This is a genomic window from Paenibacillus sp. J22FR83 (assembly GCF_059691955.1).
Window position 1 is genome coordinate 162,684 of record NZ_JCAUAM010000007.1, and the last position, 18,883, is coordinate 181,566.

The following is an 18,883-nucleotide window of genomic DNA, read 5'->3' on the forward strand; positions in this document are numbered from 1 at the left end:
TAGTGGTCAGGGCCAAATGGCCGAAGGATAAGGCCCTTTTTGGGTCTTACAGCCCCGCGTGCCGCGGTTGCGGCGGGGTAGAGGCAGGAATAGCGCCCAAAAGGGGCGCTATCGTAGTGGTCGGGGCCAAATGGCCGAAGGATAAGGCCCTTTTTGGGTGTTACAGCCCCGGGTGCCGGGGCAGCGGCGGGGATTGCCGAGCTACTCTCACAGCGTGTGCTATGAATTCTAACGCTGCTTCCATCCGATAAGCTGCTTAGCTCCCAAATAATTATCTAGGAAGGCAGCTGTACATAGAATGACGTCAGCTCATGCTGCACGCTTTTGGCATGAATTTTCCCCTTATGCTGCTCAACGATGGACTTCGCTATGGCTAATCCAAGCCCGTAGCCGCCGTGCTTGCGTGAACGCGAGGGATCCGCGCGGTAGAAGCGATCGAAAATCCGCTCCACATGCTCAGGCGGGATACCCTCCCCCGTATTCGTTATGGTCAGGAGCGTGTCACTATGATGCTTCTTAAACGAGAGCGTGATAGCGCCCTTCGAGGGCGTGTATTTGACCGCATTATCCATAAGAATCATGACGACTTGCTTGATTTGCTCGCTGTTGCCGTGAAGGGTTAGGTCTGGCTGAATCTCGTAATCCAGTGTAATATCCTTCTCGAACACGACGGCTTCCATGGTAAGAAGCACGCTTTCCACAGACTCACTCACGTTGAATTCGCTATACAAGATTCCTGCTCTGGAATCATCCATTTCTGTAAGGTAGAGGAGATCGTTGGTGAGCGTCTTCATCCGTTCCGTCTCGGATTTGATCCGATGCAGCCATTTCGACTGACTCTCGATGGTATCCTCACTATTCGCTAAGAGAACATCCGCATTGGTTTGGATAACCGCTAGCGGTGTCTTCAATTCGTGGGAAGCATCTGCAATGAATTGCTTTTGTTTCTGGAAAGCTTCGCGGACTGGCGCGATCGAACGATTCGCGAAAAAACGGCTCGTAAAGAAAATGACGATCAGCATCACCAAGCCGACGAGCGTGAAGGTATACACCAGATTCGTCAGAATGGTCTTCTGTGCCGTAATGTCGAGATAGACGACGCTATACCCAGAGGCAGTCTTTTGCACAATATACGCCCATTGGTTGTCATCCAGCGTAAACTGGCCGATATCCGACTTGTTGGAGGAGACTTCCTGAACGGCCTCTTCGTAGAACGTGGTGTCCATGTCAAAACGGGAATTCGTTGCTGTAATGTTCCACTGGGCATCCGTCTGTAACATGAAGGAAATCGATCGTTCCGGTGGGGAGTCGTTGTACCCCTGAGGTTCTTGCTGGTGATACCCGCCCCCGCCATCAGGTCCGGGCTTCATATTCCCCTTTTTCCCGTCAGGTTTGAGATTGAAATTGGCTACACCATGCAGCTCCATATCGATGTCGGCTTTCACATTCTGATAGGTGATAAAATAGATCGTCGCGAAAGATAGGAGCATGATGCAGGAAATGATGACTAGGTTCACGATGAGAAATCGGTTGCGAAGCTTGCTGAACATCAGGAAGTCACCTCTTCCAGCACATATCCGACGCCTCTAAGGGTTGAAATGCGGACCGCCGCGTGTAGGAAAGTTAGTTTTTTGCGTAAAAAAGAGATATACACTTCCACGTTATTATGCTCAACTTCAGAATCGAACCCCCACAGCTTCTCAATAATCTGTTCCTTGGAGGTGACGGCTTGCTTTCTCGTCATTAATAGCTCCAAGAGCTCGCTTTCTTTTAAAATCAACTTCAATTCCTTCCCCTTGCAGGTCAGCTTCAGATTTCCGGTATGCAATTCGATGTCCCCGAACTTAAGCGCATCCTCAGGTACCACTTCACCCTTTCGCCTTAACGCCGCACGTATCCGAGCTAACAGCTCCTCTGTTGAGAACGGTTTGGCCACATAATCGTCGGCACCGTAATCCAATCCCGCAATTTTATCTGAAATTTCACCCTTAGCTGTAAGCAGAATGACAGGTGTTGAAATTCCCTTGGCCCGCAGCGTTTTGAGGATCGAGATTCCGTCCATTTCAGGCAGCATGATGTCGAGCAATAGAAGATCATATATACCGCTTAATGCATTATCCAGTCCGGATTGCCCATCGTGAACAACGTCAACGGAGTAATGGTGTTTTTTTAAAATTTGAGTTAACGCTTCTGCTAAATGTACTTCATCTTCCACGATTAGAATTCTCATGGTCGTCTCCCCCTTAGTGCCTCAAGGTGCTTTCGAGTGGCATGGCTTCATTATAGGCATGCGAACCTTTAGTGAACCTTAATAGTAGCACTACCTGTGCGGATTTACGAAAAAAACATAATTCATTTCACATTTAAGTTTCACTAAAGGTTGGAGGGCTAAGATACAGTCATGGAAGCGGAGAACAACACGCAGCATGAATAAGAAGGAGGCGCATCACAATGGCGATTGAAGTATTTAATCGGTATGAAAACAAGTATCTGATGGATACGAAAGCCTTTTACACAATTTATAATCGACTGCTCGAATATATGGAAATGGACGCGTACAACAAGAATGAACAATTCTATTCGATCAGTAACATCTACTTTGATACGGAACATGATTCATTAATAAGAAATTCGTTGGCGAAGCCGAAATACCGTGAAAAACTGCGAATAAGGGCGTACGGAGTTCCGGCTGGGGATGCGAAAGTATATTTGGAACTGAAGAAGAAAGTATTCGGTCTCGTGAATAAAAGAAGAACAGCACTGAAGCTGAATGAGTCGTATGATTTTGTACGAACAGGGCTAGAGCCGGAATTGCAGCCATACATGAACAAGCAAGTGATCCAAGAGATTAAATATTTCTTAGGCCGATATGATCTGGAGCCGAAGGTATATCTGGCGTATGACCGGATTGCGATGTTTTGCAAAAATAATCGAGATTTGCGGATCACATTCGACACGAATATCCGTTCCAGACGATATGATCTTAAGCTCGAAAGTGGCGATCATGGGGAACAGTTGATGGGCCGCGGGCAATGGCTCATGGAAGTGAAGGCGGAAAAAACGATTCCGCTCTGGCTATCAAGGATGCTGTCGGAGCACGAGATGTTTCGAACAAGCTTTTCGAAATATGGCAACGAGTATAAGAAAATGCGAAATGAACAACTAGCGGGGGAGAGGATTCAATTATGATCGATTCCATTTTTGCACAAGTCACAGCAGGTACAGAACTAACATTAATGAATGCTTTATTAACCATCATAACGGCCATTGTACTAGGCGCGATAATCAGCGTTACGTATATGAAAACACAAACGAATTACACTCAAAGCTTCACGTTAACCATGATTGTTCTGCCCGTCATCGTAGCCATTATTATTCTATTAATCGGCAGCAACATTGCTAGAGCATTCAGTCTTGCAGGAGCATTCTCGATCATCCGATTCCGAAGCGCTCCGGGAGATCCGAAGGACATTGCGTTCGTCTTGTTCACGATGGCGGCAGGTCTTGCCTGCGGCGTGGGATCATTTGGTTATGCAGTGCTTTTCACAATTATCCTATGCGTATTGATGTTTGTTCTGAAAGCGACGAATTTCGGAGCTAAGAAGGCTGCACAGAAGCTATTGAAAGTAACGATTCCTGAGAGTCTGGGATATGAAGAAGCGTTTGATGAAGTTTTCAAAATGTTCGACATTACCTATGAATTGAAAAAGGTAAGAACGACCGAATTAGGCAGCTTGTATGAGCTAGTTTACGTTGTGACGATTGATCATTTGACGAGTCAAAAAGAGTTCTTAGACGCCATTAGATGCAGAAATGGCAACTTAGATATCACCTTAACGATGAGCCCTACAGCGGCTGAATTTTAAAATCAGGCAAGTGAGAAAGGAAGAGATTTCTATGAAAAAACCTTTGAAAATGAAGGGTGCAGGTGCCTTATTATTATGCACGGTTGTATTGGCAGCATGCAATGAAACGACAGATATAACTTCAACGACTACGGAGGCTACACCGGCAATAGCAACGACTGCAGCAACGAAGGGAGCGACAGCTTCAACAGCTGCAAGCGGGACAGCAGTGACCACGGATATCATCCAGAAGGTTGAGTATGCGGCTGATGATGCTTACACGGATTGGGCTTCTGCGAATCCGACGAAGATTGCCTTGACGGGTGCGAGTGCAACGATTGAGGGGAAAGGTGCAGAGGCGAAAGACGGGAAGATTGCGATTACAGCAGCAGGAACGTATGTTGTGAGTGGTGAATTGACAGATGGTCAAATAACAGTCAACGTGAAGGATAAAGGCGTTGTTCGTCTAGTGTTAAATGGCGTGGACATTTCCAATAGCACGTCTTCCGCCATCTTCGTCGAAGAAGCGGGCAAGGCGATCATCTCTTTGCAAGAAGGAACCGAGAACATCGTTTCTGATGGAACGAAGTATGTGTATCCGGATGCTGCGACGGATGAGCCGAATTCGGCGATCTTCAGCAAAGACGATCTGACGATTAATGGATCTGGAAAGTTGGTCGTGAAAGGGAACTACAACAACGGGATTACCAGCAAGGATAAGTTGAAAATCACGGGGGGCACGCTGGATGTTAAAGCTGTTGATGATGGCGTGATGGGCCGCGATTTGGTTGCTGTCCAAGCAGGTACCTTGACGGTGGATGCAGGTGGGCACGGCATCAAAACGACGAACGATAACGAGGGTAAGGAAGGTTATATCAGCCTTGCTGGCGGAACCTTCACGATCAAATCCGGCGAGGATGCGCTGCATAGCAGCGGCGGGCTTGATGTGAGCGGTGGAGATCTTCACATTAACGCTGGCGATGATGGCATACACGCCGAGGTATCTCTTGCTATCGCCGGGGGTACCATCGATATCACGCAAAGCAATGAAGGGATCGAGGCGCCTGCGGTGCTGATCTCGGGTGGTACAACCAATGTCGTCTCTACGGACGACGGTGTGAACATCTCCAGCGGCAACGCTGAGTCCGCTGAGGGTGGCGGCGCTCCGGGCGCGGCGACTGGCGGAGCAGGCGCAGGCCAAGCTGGCGCAGGAGCGAGTGGTCAGGCAGGTGCTGCGCCTGCTGGTAGAGGGCCTGGCGGCGGCGGTGGAGCGCCGGGCGCATCTGGCGCGAATTCCAGCAATATGTTGACGATTACCGGCGGCTTCCTATCCGTCGACTCGAAGGGCGACGGGTTGGACTCGAACGGATCCATCACGATGAGTGGTGGGACGGTCGTAGTCAATGGGCCGATCGAGAACAACAACGGCTCTCTCGACTATGACGGTACGTTCGTTATGACAGGTGGCTTCCTTGTTGCCGCGGGAAGCTCCGGCATGGTGCAAGCCACGTCCGACAAGTCCACGCAAGCCGGCGTCCTAATGACGTACACGAAGACCCAGCAAGCGGGCGCGCTAGTTCATCTTGAAGATAGCGCAGGCAATTCGCTAATCACCTTTGCGCCAGCGAAGAACTATCAGTCGGTGTTCGTTAGTTCACCGAACTTGAAGCAGGACACTTCGTATACGCTTAGCTCGGGAGGCACTTCAACAGGCACAGCTACAAAAGGCCTTTTCGAAGGCGGCACGTACCAAGGCGGAACGAAAGTTGTCGACTTCAAGACATCAACCATGATTACATGGTTGAATGAAACAGGCGTAACCACCGCTAGAAGCGGGATGATGGGTGGCCCTGGCGGACAAGGCGGAGGTGGAGGCGGCATGCCACCACAAGGTGGTGGGCAACGTCCACAACGCGCAGCACAGTAGAATGAGCCAATGATTATGTTAAAGAGCTATCTTCACTAGGTCAACTATGTGAGGATAGCTTTTTGTTTATCGTGTATTTTACAGGAAAGGACTGCTGTAATACTTAAAGGTGAGGTGAAGGTAGAAGTACAGGTGGAAAACCGGCACAGGCGAAGGTAGAAGTAAAGTTAATGATAGAAGTGGAAGTGGAATTGTAGAAGCAGTAGTAGAGTATGATTTGCTAAGTAATTGAGTGAGTGGTTTAAAGGTTCGTAAATCTACTAGCTCAACGCAAATAGATGGATTTTATGTAGTTAAATTCCCGAATTTTCATATCAAATGAAGATTAGATGGAAAACCTACTGTTAATTTTGCATAGTTTGGCTAATTTCATACAAATAGGTAATTTTAACTACATATTTTACAGTTAAATCTCTTTTGGAGCGAATTCCCTGAAAATAACTGTATATTTTCCAGTTATTACAAACTTGAAGTGTTATGCCGTTCATCCCCGTGTCCCCACCACTCGCAACGTCCCCGTCTCGCCCCCGTCCATCCACGCCTCCAAAAAAGTCATTGACAATTCACAACGATACAAATATTCTTATAGTGCACTAGTTCAATAGTGCACTGGTTTGCGGTGTAGAGGAGGGTAGGACGGTGCAACTTAATTTTAATAGCCCAAAACCGATTTATTTGCAGATGGTCGACGAGGTCAAGAAAGCATTGGCGAGGGGCGAGCTATCCCCAGGTGAAAAAATTCCGTCGCACAAGGAACGGGCGCAAATATCACAAGTGAATCCCAATACGGTGATGAGAGCTTACCAAGAGATGGAGCGGGTGGGTTTGACGGAAACGTTACGAGGACAAGGTACTTTTATCAAGAATGATCCAGCAATGCTGCTATCCATTCGTTCCGAAATGGCGCAGGCTGCGGTTCATCAGTTCATTGAAGAAATGCGCGGATTAGGCATTGAGCCGGACGAAATGGCGTACATGCTCCGCAACACTTTACATATAGAACGCAAGGAGGGATAGACCGTGTCGAGTGAAGAGAATCCGTATATGATCGAGCTCAATGGCATTCATAAGAAGTATTTGTTGAAGAAAGCGATAAGCGGCATCGATCTTCAGGTCAAGAAGGGTACGATTGTTGGTTTGCTTGGGCCTAACGGGAGTGGGAAATCGACATTGCTCAAGATGATGGCCGGTCTCATTTATCCAACTTCGGGTACGATTCTCGTAGGCGGCAGGAAGCCGGATGTGCATAACAAGCAGCATGTCGCGTACTTGCCTGAGATTGATAATCTGTATGGGTGGATGACGGTGAAGGAAACGCTGCAATTTATATCGGGGTTCTACAAGGATTGGCAGGCAGAGAGAGCGGCGGATATGCTTGTCAAAATGGAGCTGAATGAGAACCAGAAGGTTCGGAATCTGTCCAAAGGGATGCGAGCACGATTGAAATTGATTGCCGCTTTGTCGCGGAAGGTGCCGCTGATCTTACTGGACGAGCCGTTCTCTGGTATCGACCCTTCGTCTCGAGCGAAGATTATCCGCTCCATCATCAGCGAGTTCCAATCGGAGGAGCAGACGATTGTGCTTTCAACCCACTCGGTGAATGAATCTGAGCCCATGTTCGATGATGTTATTTTTCTGCAGAATGGGCAGGTTACAATATTCGATTCCACGGAAAATTTGCGCGAGACGTACGGCTGCTCGTTAGAGAACATTTGGGAGAAGGTGTACGGGTAGATGGCACTCTGGAACCTATTCAGGAAAGAAATGAAAAGTATTTTCCCACTATTCGGCTTTTTCGCAGTGGGTGTTGTTGCGCTGCACATCATCGTTTTGTACAAAAGCGCTGAATTCGAAATGGATGCGACCATGGTGCTGGTGCTCATTATCCCTTACTTGTTTTTGGTCGCCTTGGCGATAGGGACAGGTTACTATCAACTCCATGTGGAGTGGAGAACAAACTCGATTTACCTTCTGCTTTCCTTGCCTATTCGCGGGTGGAAAGTTCTAACGGCGAAGCTAGCGGCAGTGCTATCCCTTCTGATTGCAACGTCCATCGTGATTGCAGCAAGCTTTGCGAGCTTGTTACTCCGTGTGATGTGGGAGGAAGTAAGCACAAGCCAAGATTGGTCTGAGCTAGGGCCCAGCCTTATAAGTCTAGTGCTCAATTCTTACTGGATCTGCCTTTTCATCATGTTGTTCTTGTTAATCGTCGTGCAATTCACGTTCCTATGCGGGCAGCTTGTGGCTAAGTTCAAATGGGTTGTGATGGTCAGCGCGTTTTTTGGCATCATTTGGCTAGTTCTTCGAATCAGCCCGTTGTTATCCGACTTACTGGTATGGACACCAGAGATCGTGATTGGACATCAGGATTCAGATATGGCTTTCTTGCATTCGGGCCCCTTTATAGTGCTCGGCTTACTCTGCGTAGGACTAATTACGCTAAATGGTTTCATTTTCGAGAAAGAAGTGGAGGTGTGAGGATGTTTTTTCGGCAAAAAAGAAGTATTCTTCTCATCTCCGTAGTGATGCTATTCCTGCTCTCGATTCTGGATGTTTCCATTCGTAAGGAAGATACCCTTCAAGCTTTCAGTGAGCAATTCGTGAATAACGAGAAGGCAGATGCTTATATGGGCGAGAGGCGAGCTGTAACGGCAACCGCGCAGCATCTAACAGAAATCAATAAGCCAGAGATAAAAGAAGTGCTGCTAACAAGCCAGCGGGGAAAAATATCCGTGCAACGTTCAGAGACGTCCACGATTCAGTTAAAGTATACGGTAACTGTTTCAGCCGCGAATACAGAGATAGCTAATCGCAGGAGAGAAGCTGTGAAGGTTGAACAAGAACTTCAGAATGGACAACTAACGTTCGTAACGACTGCCAACGGCAAGTCGATTGATCCTGACTATGTATCCATCGATTATGTACTGGCTATCCCCGATGGGATGACATCGACGATTCAGAATGAAGACGGCGCTGTGAGAATGAACGGGATTAACGGAAACGTTACAGCAACTTCTACAAGTGGTCTAATGGAAATCGTCAATGTACAGGGAGATCTCAAGGTAGAATCCTCCTATGGAAGCCTATATCTGGCCGATATTAAGGGGAGTGTTGATCTCGTCAACCGATCTAGTACTGTCAATGTGGATCATACGCAAGGGGATTTGCTCCTCGATCATCAATCGGGCCATACCGATCTAGCTGATATGACAGGCAAAGTTACAGGAAATACGATACGGGGATCCGTGTTCTTTCGTGAAATGAAGGGCTCTATATCTGTTGTAGGACAGGGTGCTGATATGAAATTCGATCGTATTCAGGGTGACATCCAAGTTGTATCGAACAACGGCGGCAATACGACATTCATTATGTCCAAAGATGAGGGGTATACATTGGATGCTGCGGTGAGTGCGGGACGTATTCTATCCCTACTTCCTTTACCTATTCAGAAGGTAACCAACGACGAATATGGAACCCGCATGAACGGTGTCTTGGGTAAAGGGACACAAAAGATCGTAGCAAAGATGAAGTCCGGCGACATGATTTTTCAAGTTAACTAAATCGAGAAGGAGGCTTATCCATGAGCAGTGAACCTATTGTAAGTCTGCGCGGGGTTACGAAGCGTATCGGGCGAGCAACCATTATAGATAATCTAACGTTTGATGTGCCGCAAGGTGAAATCTTCGGATTCCTCGGGCCCAATGGTGCAGGGAAGACGACAACGATTCGGATGATGGTCGGATTAATGGCCATCACGCAGGGCGAGATTATAATTAAAGGGAAGAACATTAAGCATGACTTCGAGCAAGCAATCCGTCATGTGGGCGCGATTGTTGAGAACCCGGAAATGTATAAGTATTTAAGCGGCTATCATAACCTCATACACTATGCACGGATGGTACCTGGAGTGACGAAGGAACGCATTGATGAAGTGGTCAAACTGGTGAAGTTGGAGACGCGGATACATGATAAGGTGAAAAAGTATTCGCTGGGCATGCGTCAGCGACTTGGTGTCGCCCAGGCGCTGTTGCACAGGCCGTCACTGCTCATTCTGGATGAGCCCACGAATGGCTTAGATCCTGCCGGGATACGTGAGTTGCGTGATTACTTGCGTCATCTGACGCGTTCCGAAGGGATCACCGTCATCGTCTCCAGCCACTTGTTGAGCGAGATGGAATTGATGTGTGATCGCGTTGCTATTCTTCAGCAAGGCAAGCTCGTTGATGTGAAGACGATTCAAGATTTCATGGCAGACTCGCAGGATGGGACGCAAACGTACTTGATTGAAGCTACACCTGCGGAGCTGGTGCACGCTGCTATTGTCGGTAGGACCGGCGTGAAAGATGTGAAACTAGTTCCCCAAGGCGTAGAGGTTGTGACAGAGAGAGACTGCATTCCTGACATCTTGGCAGATCTCATGCGTAGAGATATCCGGATCTACGGTGTTCAGGTGCTGCGACAATCACTAGAAGATCGGTTTTTGGAAATGACGGGTGGTGAGCAAGTTGGTTAATTTGTTTCTGAACGAAAATATGAAGCTCTACCGTCGTGTACGTACATGGATTATGGTCGCCATCATGATTGGCGCCGTTTTCTTAGGCAGTTTCATGGATTGGTATTATGATGACAAATCGGGAGAGGTCGATGCGTGGCGGGATCACGTAATTGAGCAGAAGCAAGAGCTCGCAGATGCGCTGAAGGAGCCGAAACGGAGTGCGGAGAGCAAAGCCAGCATCGAAAAACAGATTGCCAGGTACGACTACCATCTCGAGCATAATATTCACCCGGAAGGGGGGACCATGTGGAGCGGGATTAACGATTCAGCGCATATGATTATCCTAATCACATTGTTCACTGTTATTGTGGCAGGGGACAGCTTGGCTGGCGAATTCACGACAGGAACCATTAAGCTGCTGTTGATCCGACCCGCGAATCGCACGAAAATTCTAGTGTCTAAATATATCTCCATGATTGCGTTCGGTTTGTTCCTGTTAGTGATTTTGTTCGTTGTGTCTATTCTAGTAAACGGGATTCTATATAAATTCGGGTTGATTGATCTGCCCCTAGTGACCGTGGATGCAGCAGGCCAGATTGTGGAGAAGAGCATGATTGCTAACCTGTGGAAAACATATCTGCTGAATGGCGTGTCTACGATTATTTTCGTCACGATGGCTTTCATGATTTCTTCTGCTTTCCGCAGCAGTATCATGGCGATTGGATTCTCCATTTTTGCTCTATTTGCTGGGACGATCTTCTTGGAGCTTTTACAACGTTACGAGTGGAGTAAATACCTGTTGTTCTCTAATATTGATCTGTCTCAGTACTTGAGTGGCCGCCCGTATCAGCCAGGAATGACACTTGAATTCTCGATTATCGTGTTGAGTATCTATTTCATCCTGTTTAATCTAACCGCGTGGCTTGTATTTACGAAGAGAGATGTGGCTGCGTAAAAAGTTGATAATGAATGAAGAGGCACCCGCTGGGTGCCTCTTTAACGTAATCAGCCTAAATGATAGCGGCGTCACGATCTTAATAATAGTCTTTTATAAAGGTTACAAGCTTCCCGATTAATTGTCCTTTGAAAGCTTCTGGAATAGATTGACCTGTTGGGTTTGAATAATGGTAATTTGCCATCTCTACATGATAAGAAAAACCTAGTGCGACTAAGAAGTCATGAAGTTCGGGGGGAAACTGATAGAATCCTATTGTGTTCTTATAATAATCGGTAGCGCTGATAGTTACCTCAATATCGCCTTTTCCAGTCGTGAGACTTAAGATATCCGTAGGGTCTTGTAAAATCCATTGACCTTTCGAAAAAATGGATAACCTAGGATTATCCAAAGTAGCGAGTGCTGTTAGATTAACACCGAAAATATCATTGACTAGAGTTCGAATCTCCGCTCCTGTTATCGCAGGTCCATAGGATAACAGATATCTGTCCATAGCTTCTACCTTCGTCATAGACATGATTTCAGAATCGTGATCCGTAGAGGCAAGGTCTATTCCAAGTGATTGCCTCATATGCTTCATGATTTCGAGCGGGTATAAGGCTAGGATACTGCCTTCACCTTTAGCGGAGATGTCATCTAAGCTAATGCGATAAACGATTTCGATAATTTCTCTAATCTTATGACCTGTTAGAATTTCGCGATGGGAGGCCAAGTGGCTGTCCATGACCGCTATCTTCGACATCGTACTATCCTCTTTTCTTCACTTCGTAAGTTTAATCCAAACTAAGTAATCTAGTAAGAATAGGCGGAATTTCTAGCGGATCAACCATTACCTCGATGACCGTAGCTGTATTGGACTGCAAAGCTAACTGAACTGCGTTCTTAACGTCAGCTTCATTCTCACAGCGGAACGCCACTGCTCCCATAGATTGGGCAAATAAGCTAACATCCAGCGGCCGCTCATAGATAGCGCCAACGGATCGTCCCGTGTTATAAGACATACCCTTTTCTACCATATCTAACCGACCGTTATTCAAAACAAAGAAAATAACCGGAATCCCATGGTTAACTGCTGTGGATATTTCTGTGCCGTGCATCATCATGCAGCCGTCGCCGGTTACACAGACGACAGGGCGTTCGGGCATGCCAATTTTCGCGCCGATCGAAAAGCCGATCGCTGCCCCCATGGTTATGAACATTTCAGCTAAATAGAATGTCCCAGGCTCGATGATTTCGAAATTTTGTACAGCATGGAAAGAATGACTCCCAGCATCCCCGAAGATAACCGCCTCTTTCGGAAGCACAGACCGCAAACTTCTGAACGCTGCCCCCGCTGACAATGCGGATTCCGTTGGAGCGGTCGTTGCTGCCACTTGTGCGCGAGCTGTTAGCACTTCATGCTCTTGGAGGGATGCTCCGCTTTGCAAAATGAGTTGATTCAGGTTGTATTCGATATCGCCTAGGATGACTTGCGTCGGTGCTTGAATGGTTTTACCTGCGAACGTAATGTCATATTCAAATTGCAATACCTTCTCTGGCTCCATGTCAGCTGTAAATCCAGACAAGGACATGTCGCACAATTTGCTGCCAACAACGATCATCAAGTCAATGCCGGATTCCATATATTCTGTCGCATATTTGGAACCGCCGAGGCCATATCCGCCCAAGTATAAGGGATGGTTAGTGGAAAATGCCCCTTTCCCACCCGTTGAAGTTACGACAGGAATCCCCCAATGTTCGGCAATAATCCGCACTTGGCTGTATGTTTCAGCCGCGACGGCGCCTTTGCCCAGAAAGAGGACAGGTCTCTTAGCTTCATTGATTAGGGAGATGGCTTTATCGATATCAGGGGATACAAGTGGTGAAATGTGGTCTGGCAAAGGTAAGTAGAAGGAATCCACTTCCTCCATCAGCACATCAAATGGAATACAAAGATGAACTGGACCTTTTTCACCTGTGTAGGCTTTTTCCAAGGCATGTTTAAGGTATAGGTGAAGAAGATCAGCTCGCTCGACGCGAGCACTAAATAAGGTTACAGGTTCGAACATTTTAACCAAATCTACTGAAAACTGGCTTGAATCCTGACTTAAAGCACGTCCAGTCTCTTGCATTGAAGGCTGTCCCGTGATAAATAATACAGGTAACTGGAACTCTTTGGCATGCCCCGCACCTGGAATTAGATTCGTTCCTCCAGGTCCGGAAGTGCCAATCGCGATTCCCATCGTTTTTTTCGCCAGAGCATACCCAGATGCTTCAAACCCGCAGCCAGCTTCGTGGCGCCCTAGCACATACTCGATCCCATAATTTTCGAGTTCCAGCATCAGCGGAGATATGGACTTCCCCGGAATGCCGAATACGTGAGAAATACCCCAATTTTTAAAATGCTCGACTAATAATGTATATACTCTCTTTTTCATCATATCACCTTTACAATTTGGTATCGATTTCCATTGTCTTCATCAACAACTGCTCAATTTGTTCTACAGGTAGAGGTGGATGATAATAAAAACCTTGTACTTCATGGCAGTTCTGACTACGCAGAAAATCCAATTGTTCCTTCGTTTCTACACCTTCTGCGATCACATCAATGCCAAGGTTATGAGCCATAGCAATTATTGTAGCTACAATATCTGCGTCATTCGAATCCGTCATAATATCCCTGACAAAGGATTGATCAATCTTTAACCGATCAATGGAGAACAATTTTAAATAGTAGAGATTGCTGTAGCCTGTCCCAAAGTCGTCGATGCAAATTTGTATACCTAATTCCTTCAGTTTTCCGAGTACCTCAATCGCGACTTCAACATTCATCGTCATCGACTCTGTAATTTCGAGCTCTAGGTATTGGGGATCTATATTGGTTTCGAGTAAAATCTCAGTAATGGTCTTTACCAAATTCTGCTTCGAGAATTGGCGGGAAGAAAGATTGACCGATACGCTCATAGGAGCATATCCTTTTTCTTTCCATATTTGATGTTGAATGCAAGCGGTTCTAAGCACCCATTCCCCAAGGGGGACAATGAGTCCTGTTTCTTCGGCGATCGGGATGAACTTAGCTGGAGGGACCAAGCCGAGAGTTGGATGATTCCAGCGAACGAGAGCCTCGGTACCAATAATTCGCCCTGTCAGAATATCGATTTGGGGCTGGTAATATAACACGAATTCCTCTAAGCGCAATGCCTTGCGGATCGAATTCTCCAATGTAAGCCGTTCAATACCGCTGCTGTTCGGGCTAGGTTCGAAGATGGTATAACTGTTCTTTCCGTCTTCTTTCATACGGTAAAGAGCGATGTCAGCGTTCTTCATCAGCATCTCGCCATCCTTGCCATCTTGCGGATAGAAGGCAATACCGATACTAGCTGTTATATAGAACTCATAGCCGTCCACTGCAAATGGTTTCTCGAACGCTTTAATAATCACTTCCGCAACATGAATGGCTTCCATATGATCCGTTATCTCTTGCATGAGGATTGTGAATTCGTCCCCACCCATTCTTGATACCAATTGATTAGGAGCATGGCAGCAAGTTTTGAGACGCTCGGCAACTAGCTTCAACAATGCGTCACCGTTGTTATGACCCAGCGTGTCATTAATCTTCTTGAAGCTGTCCAAATCGAGAAACATGACGGCAAAGATACTTTGTTCTTCTACCCCGCTTTTCAGCAATTCATCAATATGCCGGGTGAAAAATCTTCGATTCGGTAAACCAGTTAAATCATCATGATAGGCCAAATAATTGATCTGTTTTTGCGTATGATAACGTTCTGTGATATCCCTAAACTGCGCAAATGCACCCATGATCTGCATATTTTCATCCCGGATAGGAAAGGCGTCGAACAGGCAAACCAGCTCGTCTTGCCCCTTCTGAGGGGGAAGAATCAATTCCATATCTTCGTATTGTTTTCCTGTTTGTAGGACCTCTTTAATGAAATCATTTGTTTTGGCATCGGGAATAGGTTTATTAATGACATCCTGCTTTTTGGAACCGGTTAAAATTTCCGCAAACTTATTAAATTCGGTAATGATTCCATCCCGATCAGTAATAATAATGCCGTTTCTTGTTGTTTCGATAACCACCTGATTCAAAATGTGCAGTCGGCTATTTTGCTTTTTCAGCATTAATTCTCTTTCGATCGAATCTACGACTGTGCACAGCATCGCCAATAGAAATGGATTATGCTGATCAATCGCTGTCATGATCGATATCGTCCCGAGCAAGTTGTTGACATCTGTATATTTGAAGGGTACGGTATAACAGGCAGAAGCTCCCAAAAATTCGTAATAGTGCTCGTTCCCAATTAGTTGAATGGGTTGACGATGTTCCAAAACTAAATTAACGCAGTTCGTTCCCGCTTCATGTTCGTTGAAGACGAGACCAACTTTGATGCCCGATTGCTCAATCACACTCTTAATCGCTTCATCGCCGGCCATTTCCAGAATGCAGCCATTCTCATCAGTGATTAAGATCAGGACGGGTATCCCTTTCATGAGCTCTAACATCTTATGAACAAAAAAATTAATAACGGATAATATTTCTTCGTATTCAGCCCGCTTTAGATTCAAATCGACTTGTGATAAAAAGTTAGAAAAGGTGGGAGTCCCCCGTGGATTAATCCCTAGCTTTTCACATCTCTTTTTAGACTCCGAGATTAAAGATACGTTGGTCAAAGCAATCCCCCTTCACTACTATGAAATTGCAACAAATTATAGTTGAAAAATCTAGAGTAACCCCATTATAAAACGTTTCTATTTCATTATGTCTATTGATCTCGTTTTTTGTCAATTTTTTTCTAGTTGTTTTAAGGAAACAAAAGTAAAACAAAAGTATATACAAAGATAAGGCACAATTCCGCTAAGAAGCTATGATTTTATTGGTTTCTTTACTATTAAAATTCGATAGTTTTCTATAGAATCCTACTACGAATGAAATATAGTACTTATTACCTAGTCTTTTAACTTTGGAGTTATTTCTATTTTGCTGGACGATTCGCTTTCCTTACGCTTCTTTTTCAATTTAAATGTTGAAATTAACCCTAAAAACCAACAAAATTCATGGGAAGTTTGATAACATAGGAAACGAGGAATGAAAGAAGATTCCTGAGTGGGGGCTAGAGCAATGAGTTATAATGCGTATTTATCCGTTCTCCTAATTGCTGCGACCTGCTGCTCATTGGTCATTGCCTATCTTTGTTGGAAAAGAAGAGAGCTTCCCATTGCCATCAGCTATGGTTTGGGCGTGTTATCGGGGGCGTTTTATACTTTCGGCTACGCCTTCGAAGTCGTTAGTACATCGATAGAGCAAATCCAGTTCTGGCTGCGTATTGAATATATAGGGATTCCATTTGGCACCATCCTGTGGTTTGTACTCGTTTTACAGTACACTGGCCGACAAAAATTTGTCAGCAAATGGGTTGTTTCTCTCCTTATGATCGTACCTATGATCACATTTGTTTCCCATAATACGAATGAGTGGCATCATTTATTTTATTCAAGCATGACATTAGATTACTCCGAAGGCTTCCCTCTCGTTACATTGGAAAAAGGACCTCTATACAAACTGCATGTTGCGTACTCCTATTCATTTTTTGTAGTTGGCATGGGCATGTTGATCCAAATGTTCCGTAAATCTACACCTCGAATGAAGAAACAAATCGCGTTTATGATTATTGGTTCATGGGGTCCGTATGGCTTTACTCTGATTTACTTAAGCGGCATTATTTACATGCCAATTGATATTTCACCGTTCGGATTTATTTTCTCGGGTGTTTTCTTCCTATGGGGTATTTATCAATTCAATATGCTAAGAATAGCTCCCCTAGCGTTGCAGAAGGTATTCGCATCGATGCAGGATGCGGTTATGGTTTTGGATATGGATAACATCTTGACGAGCTTCAACCAATCCACTAAGCGTGTTATTGCAGGTATTGATCCGAGTTGGATCGGGCAGTCTGCTGTTCAGGTCTTCGCCCAATATCCCATCTTGTTAGAGAGAGTAAGAGTGGGACCATCTATAGATAGTAAAATTCAAATTTCGAGTAAGGCTGATCAGCGATTTTATAATATCCACATGTCTTATATTCATGATCATGCGCAAAAACCTGCCGGCAAGATGCTCCTGTTAACCGATGTGACAGAAATGGTGCGCTCAGAAGAGATTCTGCGCAATAATGCCAGGCAATTAAGTGAACTCAATACCTTCAAGGACAAAATGTTTAACGTTGTGGCGCATGATATTCGCGACCCATTGGCTGTCCTAATCAATTTAGTAGAAATTATGGAAGACGATTTGCAGAATGCCGAGGGGGATTATGAAGAGATTGTATTAGAAATGAGCCAACAGATTCAGAATACGTTTACGTTGGTAGAGAGTTTACTGGACTGGTTTCGGAGTCAGGGGGGTGGCATGATTTTCAATCCCGTCGAACGAGACTTAGCTCACACCGTACAGATAAACCTGCGCATGATGCAGGTACGCAGTGAGAGTAAACAGCTAGAGATGATTAACGAAATCCCTATGGGTACGTTCGTGTATGCAGATAAAGAAATGCTCGATCTCATTATCCGCAATCTGTTATCGAACGCAATTAAATTTACAGGAATCGGTGGCACGATCCGGTTGCAAGTAGCCTATGAATCAGATGCCGTCATTGTATCGGTGAGCGATACAGGGGCAGGCATGACATCCGATCAGGCGAGTACGTTGTTGAAAGAGGCCTATCCAGCTTCGTCAATGGGAACCGCTGGAGAACGAGGTGTCGGATTTGGGTTAACCCTATGCAAGGAGTTCGTGCACTTAAACGGTGGGAAGATCTGGTTTGAGAGTGTACCCTTGCAAGGAACTACGTTTTATTTCACCATGCCAACACGGCCTGAGGCGACAACAAGACTAGCAACTCATGAGGGAGAGCGAGAGAGATGAAAGTCATCATGATTGACGACGAGAAGGCCATGCACCTCATCATGAAGCGGATGCTCGCCAAAATGTCAGACATCGAAGTTGTGGGTTGTTTCTCAGCGGCGAAAGAAGCTTATGAGTACTTGATCACGCACGAAGTGGATATGGTTTTCGTCGATATTAGTATGCCGAGGGAAAATGGTTTGGAGTTTGCTGAGCGTGTGAGGGAAAAAGGGAGAGATACCAAAATCGTGTTCATTACCTCTCACAAGGAATACGCCTTATCTGCCTTCGATGTATATGCCTTCGACTACATCGTGAAGCCTGTTGTGCAGGAGAGATTATATAGAACGGTGGAGAGGGCTCGTGCGGATATCGTTCCTAACGTAGTTAAAGGGCGGACCCCGTCAGAGGCTCTAATCGATCCTCTGACGAATCGGGAATTAGATATTGCATTAGCCATCGTAGATGGGTTGTCTAATATGGAAATTGCCAAACGCTTCGGACTAACGGAAGGCACGGTAAAAGGACACATTAATCGCTTATATGGAAAGTTAGGCATTAAGCGACGCGTACAAACCGTTGCTAGAATGAAAGAGTTAAGAATGCTGCCTTAATAGGTCCAGCCTCATAGGAATAAAACGCCCATACATGTCATGAGTATGGGTTTTTCGACATTTATTTTAAAAACTATAACTTTAGTTACATTTCATTTATAGGTCCAAAGTCTATAATTGCCAGTAGAAATAGAGTTTATGACAAAATC

The 18,883-nt window shown here is 45.7% G+C and carries 16 protein-coding genes; 11 read left to right on the top strand and 5 right to left on the bottom strand.

The window, feature by feature from the left end:
- Nucleotides 1-275 precede the first annotated feature (275 nt).
- On the bottom strand, nt 276-1,550 hold the full coding sequence (locus AC58PV_RS14520) for a sensor histidine kinase (protein WP_497432935.1): 1,275 nt from the start codon (nt 1,548-1,550) through the stop codon (nt 276-278).
- Nucleotides 1,550-2,230: a response regulator transcription factor gene (locus AC58PV_RS14525; RefSeq protein WP_497432936.1), complete on the bottom strand. Its 681-nt coding sequence runs from the start codon at nt 2,228-2,230 to the stop codon at nt 1,550-1,552. The genes AC58PV_RS14520 and AC58PV_RS14525 overlap by 1 nt, the downstream gene beginning before the upstream one ends.
- A 221-nt stretch (nt 2,231-2,451) precedes the next feature.
- On the opposite strand from AC58PV_RS14525, the gene AC58PV_RS14530 reads away from it, so the two are divergent.
- From AC58PV_RS14530 to AC58PV_RS14570, 9 genes are all read left to right on the top strand, one after another.
- Nucleotides 2,452-3,189 (top strand): polyphosphate polymerase domain-containing protein, encoded by a 738-nt coding sequence (locus AC58PV_RS14530; RefSeq protein ID WP_497432937.1) that lies wholly within the window; start codon nt 2,452-2,454, stop codon nt 3,187-3,189.
- Complete coding sequence (locus tag AC58PV_RS14535) at nt 3,186-3,866, top strand: DUF4956 domain-containing protein (RefSeq protein WP_497432938.1); 681 nt, start codon at nt 3,186-3,188, stop codon at nt 3,864-3,866. The genes AC58PV_RS14530 and AC58PV_RS14535 overlap by 4 nt, the downstream gene beginning before the upstream one ends.
- A gap of 31 nt (nt 3,867-3,897) precedes the next feature.
- Entirely contained in the window at nt 3,898-5,772 is a 1,875-nt protein-coding gene (locus tag AC58PV_RS14540; RefSeq protein ID WP_497432939.1) for a carbohydrate-binding domain-containing protein, read from the top strand.
- 639 nt (nt 5,773-6,411) lie between these two features.
- The gene (locus tag AC58PV_RS14545) at nt 6,412-6,789 is read left to right on the top strand and encodes a GntR family transcriptional regulator (protein ID WP_497432940.1); all 378 of its coding nucleotides are present in this window, start codon (nt 6,412-6,414) and stop codon (nt 6,787-6,789) included.
- Between the two features lie 3 nt (nt 6,790-6,792).
- Nucleotides 6,793-7,506 (top strand): ABC transporter ATP-binding protein, encoded by a 714-nt coding sequence (locus AC58PV_RS14550; protein ID WP_497432941.1) that lies wholly within the window; start codon nt 6,793-6,795, stop codon nt 7,504-7,506.
- Nucleotides 7,507-8,250 (top strand): hypothetical protein, encoded by a 744-nt coding sequence (locus AC58PV_RS14555; protein ID WP_497432942.1) that lies wholly within the window; start codon nt 7,507-7,509, stop codon nt 8,248-8,250. It abuts the gene before it with no gap.
- Nucleotides 8,251-8,252: 2 nt separating this feature from the next.
- Nucleotides 8,253-9,332 carry a DUF4097 family beta strand repeat-containing protein gene (locus tag AC58PV_RS14560; protein ID WP_497432943.1) on the top strand — a complete coding sequence of 360 codons (1,080 nt, stop codon included), beginning with the start codon at nt 8,253-8,255 and terminating at the stop codon, nt 9,330-9,332.
- A 20-nt stretch (nt 9,333-9,352) separates the two neighbouring features.
- Entirely contained in the window at nt 9,353-10,285 is a 933-nt protein-coding gene (locus AC58PV_RS14565; RefSeq protein ID WP_497432944.1) for an ABC transporter ATP-binding protein, read from the top strand.
- The gene (locus tag AC58PV_RS14570) at nt 10,278-11,222 is read left to right on the top strand and encodes an ABC transporter permease (RefSeq protein ID WP_497432945.1); all 945 of its coding nucleotides are present in this window, start codon (nt 10,278-10,280) and stop codon (nt 11,220-11,222) included. The genes AC58PV_RS14565 and AC58PV_RS14570 overlap by 8 nt, the downstream gene beginning before the upstream one ends.
- A gap of 79 nt (nt 11,223-11,301) precedes the next feature.
- On the opposite strand, the gene AC58PV_RS14575 is transcribed toward AC58PV_RS14570, so the two are convergent.
- Genes AC58PV_RS14575 through AC58PV_RS14585 form a run of 3 tightly spaced genes read right to left on the bottom strand, consistent with a single transcriptional unit; the run spans nt 11,302 to nt 15,890 of the window.
- The gene (locus tag AC58PV_RS14575) at nt 11,302-11,964 is read right to left on the bottom strand and encodes a hypothetical protein (RefSeq protein ID WP_497432946.1); all 663 of its coding nucleotides are present in this window, start codon (nt 11,962-11,964) and stop codon (nt 11,302-11,304) included.
- A gap of 31 nt (nt 11,965-11,995) precedes the next feature.
- A complete protein-coding gene (locus tag AC58PV_RS14580) occupies nt 11,996-13,642 on the bottom strand; it encodes a thiamine pyrophosphate-binding protein (protein WP_497432947.1) in 1,647 nt (548 codons plus the stop codon).
- Between the two features lie 7 nt (nt 13,643-13,649).
- On the bottom strand, nt 13,650-15,890 hold the full coding sequence (locus AC58PV_RS14585; protein WP_497432948.1) for an EAL domain-containing protein: 2,241 nt from the start codon (nt 15,888-15,890) through the stop codon (nt 13,650-13,652).
- A gap of 448 nt (nt 15,891-16,338) precedes the next feature.
- Here AC58PV_RS14585 and AC58PV_RS14590 point away from each other — a divergent pair, with 448 nt between their 5' ends.
- Together AC58PV_RS14590 and AC58PV_RS14595 are read left to right on the top strand one after the other, a co-directional pair.
- Nucleotides 16,339-18,141 (top strand): sensor histidine kinase, encoded by a 1,803-nt coding sequence (locus AC58PV_RS14590; RefSeq protein ID WP_497432949.1) that lies wholly within the window; start codon nt 16,339-16,341, stop codon nt 18,139-18,141.
- A complete protein-coding gene (locus AC58PV_RS14595) occupies nt 18,138-18,734 on the top strand; it encodes a response regulator (RefSeq protein WP_497432950.1) in 597 nt (198 codons plus the stop codon). The genes AC58PV_RS14590 and AC58PV_RS14595 overlap by 4 nt, the downstream gene beginning before the upstream one ends.
- The last annotated feature ends 149 nt before the right edge of the window (nt 18,735-18,883 follow it).